The sequence below is a fragment of the Glaciimonas sp. Gout2 genome, assembly GCF_035018905.1.
Lineage (GTDB): Bacteria > Pseudomonadota > Gammaproteobacteria > Burkholderiales > Burkholderiaceae_D > Glaciimonas.
On record NZ_JASJXA010000016.1, the window covers coordinates 89,182 to 95,922 of the forward strand.

The window sequence follows — 6,741 nt, forward strand, 5'->3', positions numbered from 1 at the left end:
AATGCAACGCCATACCGACATTTTTTTGAAATCGAACTCAGCTCATCGTTACTCGACTAACTTGTTAAGCTGATCAGGATCAAACTTGTCCAAAGGTGGCAAGCTATCGCAAGCGATCCCGGCAGACTTTAACAAAGCGACGATGCGGGCGATCTGATGCTCTTGAGCAGCCGCATTATCGATCAAACCGTGCAACGCCTTTGATAGTGGATCGTCACCGTTAGGTGTCACGCCATATGCTGCAAACATACGCGCAGCGGCGTCTTCCTGAGCGTTATGGACTTCCGTCTGAATAATGCGCGCAGGATTACCGACTGCGGTTGCTCCGGCGGGTACCGCTTTCACCACTACCGCATTAGAGCCGACCTTTGCGCCCTCACCCACAGTAAAGCTACCCAGTATCTTTGCACCAGCACCGATGATCACACCACGCGCCAGGGTCGGATGTCGCTTGATGCCTTTACCAAGCGACGTGCCACCTAACGTGACACCCTGATAAATAGTGCAGTCATCGCCAACGTCAGCGGTCTCACCAATAACCACGCCAAATCCGTGATCAATAAAAACGCGGCGGCCGATCGTTGCTGCCGGATGAATTTCGATACCGGTAAGTATCCTGGCAATATGGGCGATAAAACGCCCAATCAATTTAAATTCATGCGCCCAGCAAAATGCTGCCCAGCGATGCATAACAATCGCATGAAATCCTGGATAACAGCATGCCACCTCCAATGCAGTGCGTGCGGCGGGATCTCGAGCCATGATATTGGCGATGTCTTCACGAAGGCGACTAAACATAGAAACTAAATTGATTGAGCTACGTGAGGGGAATATTGCGGAGCAATGACGAGGCGTAATCTTATGCTAAAACTGTGCAGCCGTCTTTGGAAGTGTCAGAATCGGGTCCAATTGCAGGGCCAAACCATTATCTCGCACATTATTTTGCCTAAATTTCACAAGCTATCGATTATGGTTGGATAATGTGCGCGAAATGTTAAAGTAAAAAGCGCAATAAAAAACGCCCTCGCCATTGCCATTCCCATTGCCATTGCCAAAGAAGCCCAAGAATAATCCGAATGGTAAAGGTTGCTCGGTCAACGCCTCAGAAGAAACGTCTAGCCTCGCAACCCCTATCTCGCGCTTATCGGCGACCTTATTAGCCAGTTGATTTTGCTGCTTATTTGCATGTTGATTGCGCTATCTTATTGCACTACCTCATTGCTAACTATCGGATTACTTTATCCGATAATTAGTCAATTACACGCCTTTCGCAAGGCGCTGACGACGCGCCTCATATAAACATACCCCGGACGCAACCGATACGTTCAAACTTTCTACTGAACCGAACATCGGCACATGGACCAGAACATCACAGGTTTCGCGTGTCAAGCGACGCATGCCTTCGCCCTCAGAACCCATGATTAATGCGGCGGGGCCTGAGAAATCAGCCTCGTATAAACTTTTTTCGCCATCTTCCGTTGTGCCGATTAACAAAATGTTGCGTTCTTTTAGCTCACGTAATGTGCGCGCAAGATTGGTGACCGTGATGTATGGGATCGTTTCGGCAGCGCCGCTGGCAACCTTTGCAGCGGTGGCGTTGAGGCCCACGGCACGGTCTTTAGGTGCAATGACAGCGTGTGCACCAACGCCATCAGCGACTCGTAAACAAGCACCGAGATTATGGGGGTCAGTGATGCCATCCAAAATCAGTAGCAACGGCGGTCCGTCGATTGCATCTAGCAATTCGTCCAGATTGCGGGCTAACGAAAGTTCACCCGCTTTAGCAACCACACCCTGATGGCGGCGTGTACCGACCATATTGGACAAACGCTGATCATCAACCGGAAGCACGCGCACGTTGGCGGCTTTAGCAGTGCCGATCAAATCTTTCATACGACCATCTACACGACTGGCGTCGACATAAATTTCTTCCACTGAAGAAGCCTCGTGACGTAGACGGGAGGTGACGGCGTGAAAGCCAAAAATCATTTTACTTTTCATGTTCTATCTTTTTTTCTTGCTTGATTTGGCGAAAGTTTTTGGTTCGCGCGTTTTCTCCACACCCATGGTGACTTTAGCATTTTTGCCTTTAGTGACCTTGGTTTTGGCAGCGCTTACATTAGCCTTGCCGGTTTTGTTTGCTTTAGTAGCGGGTATTCGATTTGCAGGAGTGGTATCGACTTTCGTCTTAGCCTTTCTGCTACGCGATTTGTCGTGCTCATTATCAGCACGTCGCGCTTCATTTTTCAACACAGTTTTAATACCGGGTTCCGTAACCAGACGCAAATCAATCTTACGCGCATCTAGATCAACACGACTAACCTGGACCGTTACACGATCAGTCAACTGATAACGCATCCCTGTACGCTCACCACGTAATTCATGACGCGCTTCGTCGTATTGGAAATAATCCGCACCCAATTCGGTGACATGGACCAAGCCTTCGATATACAAGGCATCAAGCTGAACAAAAATGCCAAACGTAGCAACACCAGAAATGGTTCCTGTGAACTCTTCACCCAGTTTATCCCGGATGAAATAACATTTCAGCCACGCCTCGACATCGCGTGAAGCCTCGTCCGCACGTCTTTCATTCGCCGAGCAATGCACACCTAGTGCTTCCCAGATTGCCAGACTGCCTTCGTTTTTCTTTTTGCCAGCGGCTTTGTCTTCCGCCTGCTTACGTCGTCCCGCTGGCGACAACATCGTGTTCAATCCGCTGGTATCAAGCCCTTTAGGCTCATAACGTTTACCAAGCAAAATCGCCTTAATGGCGCGATGTGTCAGCAAATCAGGATAGCGACGAATCGGGCTGGTGAAATGCGCGTAATGATCGTACGACAACCCAAAATGGCCGATATTTTCTGGGTTATACACGGCTTGTTGCATTGAGCGCAGCAGCATCGTTTGCAGCAATAACGCATCAGGACGCGCCTTGATCGCCGGCATTAGGGCAGCGTAGTCAGAAGCAGATGGCGTATCGCCACCGGCTAATGTCAGGCCAACTTGCTTTAGAAACGTCCGTAAAACCGCCAGTTTTTCTTTAGTCGGGCTGGCATGAATACGGTAAAGACCAGGATGTTTATGTCGCTCGAGCAAATCAGCTGCGCAGACATTGGCTGCCAACATGCATTCTTCGATCAGTCTGTGTGCGTCGTTGCGTGTGCGCGGCAGAATTTTCTCAATCTTGCCAGCTGCATTGCAAACGATATAAGTTTCAGTCGTTTCGAAGTCAATGGCACCACGGGCCTGACGCGCTTGTAATAAAGCATGAAACACTTCGTACAAATGCAACAGATGCGGGACCAGCTCAGGACGCTTGGCAGCTTCAGGGCCTTTGGTGTTGCCAAGGACTGCAGCAACCTCTGTGTAAGTTAGACGTGCCGCAGAATGAATTACCGCAGGATAAAACTGATAAGCCTTAATTTCGCCTTTGGCAGTAATCACGGCATCGCACACTAACGTCAGACGATCAACATCCGGATTGAGCGAGCACAAACCGTTTGACAGTTTCTCCGGCAGCATCGGAATGACCCGGCGCGGAAAATACACCGACGTACTACGCTCTAAAGCATCGACATCCAACGCGTCATTCGGTTTGACGTAATGACTCACATCGGCGATAGCAACAATCAGGCGATAGCCGGTGGTGCGACCGATCTTGACCGGCTCGCAATACACCGCGTCATCAAAATCGCGTGCATCTTCGCCATCGATCGTGACCAAAGGAACATCACGCAAATCGACGCGTTCAGCCAAATCGCCATCCACAACCACGCTTGGCAACTTTGATGCCGCTTTTTGTGCTGCAGCAGAAAATTCATGTGGAACGCCAAATTTGCGCACGGCAATTTCGATTTCCATTCCAGGATCATCAATATCGCCCAAAATTTCCGAAATTTTACCGACGGGCTGTGTAAAGCGAGACGGTTGTACCGTCAGTTCAACGCTGACGACCTGCCCGGCTTTGGCTTTGCCCGGCGAACCGGTCAAAATAATATCCTGACTGATGCGCTTGTCTTCGGGCGCAATCACCCACGCACCGTTTTCGTTAAGCAGACGCCCGATTACATGTGTGTTAGCCCGACTGATGACTTCGACAATCGTTCCTTCAGGGCGACCGCGGCGGTCGGTGCCAATGATGCGCGCCTGAACGCGATCACCATTAAGCACTTTCTGCATCTCTTTTTCGGGCAGAAAAACATCACCGCCGCCGTCATCGGGAATCAGGAAACCAAAACCGTCGCGATGACTACTGACCCGACCGACGATAAAATCCGGTGAATTAGTGAGCTTATAAATGCCCGCGCGATCTGGCTTAATTTGACCGTCTCGGTCCATCGCATTGAGCCGTCGCGTCAAACCTTCCATTTCGTCGGGTTTAACGCCGAGTGCCGCGGCAAGCGCGTCGATATTTTGCGGTTCGGAAGAAGTCCGCAGAAGGCCGAGAATTTCCTCTCGGCTAGGGATGGTGTAGGAGTATTGGCTCAAGAGGCGTGGGAATAGTTGTTATAGATAAAATCGGGAAATTGGTTAAAGCGGAGCATAAAAGACTTGCAATCAGTGCCTAGTGTAACGGAGGAAAGGGTCATTCTCCTAGTTAGCAACTTTTTATCACACCAAATCATGCCACACAGCACCGCAAGTTGACTTATTTTCACTTTCATCTATAATCTTCGTCTTCGCAGGATTTAGTCAAGACTTAATTCTTCGAAGATAGCTTGAATAGTTTCAATTTTCAAGCCCACGTGGCGGAATTGGTAGACGCGCATGGTTCAGGTCCATGTGCCTTCGGGTGTGGGGGTTCGAGTCCCTCCGTGGGCACCAAGTAATTGGTGCAATAAACATGACAAGTACAAAAATAAAGTTACAAGATAAAGTAAGAATAAGAAGAGAAACCGCCTACACATCGATGTTTATGCGGTTTTTTCTTTTTTATTATGCAAACAATCATGACCCGCTACGCCATCATACCAAGCCACCGCAACAATGATGAGCATCAGTTGGGCGCAGCAGCGCAGTCCCTGGCTTTTTCTTCCCCCCTATTCCAGCACAATTCGTTTCCGATCATTGCAGGATGGGGAATACCCTCGTGATCGATATGGGCGGTCACTGTCCGCCAGGAACGTGCGCCCTCGCGATCCAGTTCGAGACGTAAAAGCCAGCCCGTAATATTGGCCTGCTCCGTAAATCCATTGAACAAAAAGTTACCCAAGCTGTAAATAATCGGCTTCCCACGATACTGCTCAACGTTCTGAGTGACGTGTGGGTGACCACCAACTACGGCATCCGCACCGGCATCAATCATCGTCCGGGCTAGCTGCCGCTGACGATCGCTAGCGTTAGGCTCGTCTTCCCAGCCCCAATGCATAACTGGAATAACCAGATCAGCGTGAAAAACTGTTCGCGCTCGACCAATATCCAACCGGACCTGCTCGTCCTCACTCCATGCAATTCCAGGCTTATCGACATCTGCTTCAAAACTTCTGGGCATAAATTCGTCATAACCTAACAATGCAACCCGCAAACCATTACGCTCGATAATCAAGGGTTGGTGAGCCTGGTGAAGATTACGACCACCACCAAAGTAACCGATGCCATTACCATCCAACAGATCAAGCATTTCAGCAAAGGCAATGGGACCGTAGTCGCCAGAATGATTATTTGCCAAACCCACGGCGTCAAAATGACGCTTGAGAACGCGTAAAGTACGCGGGTTAGCTCGAAAGGTGAATGGCTTGTCGGGTTGAGGTGTACCCTTAGTAGCCACCACGCACTCGAGGTTCCCTACTCGAATATCCGCCGCATTCAAGGTCGCTGCAAATGGTGCAAAAGGGTCTCGTCCGCTCCTTACAACCTTCCCAGGTGTCTCAGCGAGCATGATGTCGCCAACGAAAGCAATGGATACCGACGGCTCGGGAATTTGTGCCGAGGCCAACGTCACCCCGCTCACCATGATTAGCCACACTATCGCTCCCAACCAATCAATACGCTTCATGGTGCAATTTCCAGTAAAGCGCATCCGTATTGCAAATTTCGCTGCATTGGCAGTGAATAAACGTCAATTACGCCGGTAAGCGCGGCAGGTGAGTCGTCCGATGATGGCACTGGCGCCAGATATTTTGCTTCATGCAGCAGCATCGGTTGCGGCAAAGCGTGATCATAAATGTACAGTTTGATATAGGTAATCTTACGCGCGTCGCCAATGACAACGGCCTTAAAATGGAACCGGCCATTAATATCAATTGCCTTCACGCTATACGGATCACTTCCCGGCAGAAAATCCACTATTTGCGACTCCCCACTTTGTGTTATCTGACAACGCAAGAGCGGCGCAGCGATTACCGTGCGAGGGACAAAACCAGTAATCAGCAGACCGACGTAAAAAACAAACTGAAGCCTTATGGAAAGCTGATTAGCGAGATGACGCAAAAGCCTAGGCCGCATATATGTCATTTGTATGTCTAAATAACAAGAAAGTAGTGAGATTAAAGCAAGTCCTTAATCTTTGTCAAAAATGAATTTTTTATCCACGTCATTTCATCAGAATAACGATTACATTCAAAGACAATCACGCCCTCACTCTTTCGTTGACCAAACCATATAAATACACGTATTATTCGTGCTTCGCAATTGCTACGCACCTTAAGTGGTGAGTACAAATGCCCACGTGGCGGAATTGGTAGACGCGCATGGTTCAGGTCCATGTGCCTTCGGGTGTGGGGGTTCGAGTCCCTCCGT

Annotated in this window: 5 protein-coding genes and 1 tRNA gene; 1 reads left to right on the plus strand and 5 read right to left on the minus strand. The window is 49.4% G+C overall.

Annotated elements, in window-relative coordinates:
- Positions 1 to 48: 48 nt before the first annotated feature.
- From cysE to rnr, 3 genes are all read right to left on the minus strand, one after another.
- Positions 49 to 798, minus strand: coding sequence for a serine O-acetyltransferase (gene cysE, locus QN379_RS13105; protein WP_322237517.1), 750 nt, complete (start codon positions 796 to 798; stop codon positions 49 to 51).
- Between the two features lie 459 nt (positions 799 to 1,257).
- Positions 1,258 to 2,001: a 23S rRNA (guanosine(2251)-2'-O)-methyltransferase RlmB gene (gene rlmB, locus QN379_RS13110; RefSeq protein WP_205321308.1), complete on the minus strand. Its 744-nt coding sequence runs from the start codon at positions 1,999 to 2,001 to the stop codon at positions 1,258 to 1,260.
- A gap of 3 nt (positions 2,002 to 2,004) precedes the next feature.
- Positions 2,005 to 4,491, minus strand: a complete 2,487-nt coding sequence (gene rnr / locus QN379_RS13115; RefSeq protein ID WP_322237514.1) for a ribonuclease R — start codon at positions 4,489 to 4,491, stop codon at positions 2,005 to 2,007.
- 251 nt (positions 4,492 to 4,742) lie between these two features.
- Between rnr and QN379_RS13120 the strand changes: the two genes are divergently transcribed.
- Positions 4,743 to 4,827, plus strand: a tRNA-Leu gene (locus tag QN379_RS13120).
- A 172-nt stretch (positions 4,828 to 4,999) separates the two neighbouring features.
- Here QN379_RS13120 and QN379_RS13125 read toward each other — a convergent pair.
- On the minus strand, positions 5,000 to 5,956 hold the full coding sequence (locus QN379_RS13125; protein ID WP_416348547.1) for a CapA family protein: 957 nt from the start codon (positions 5,954 to 5,956) through the stop codon (positions 5,000 to 5,002).
- A gap of 38 nt (positions 5,957 to 5,994) precedes the next feature.
- Entirely contained in the window at positions 5,995 to 6,447 is a 453-nt protein-coding gene (locus tag QN379_RS13130) for a hypothetical protein (RefSeq protein ID WP_323506824.1), read from the minus strand.
- Between the last annotated feature and the right edge of the window lie 294 nt (positions 6,448 to 6,741).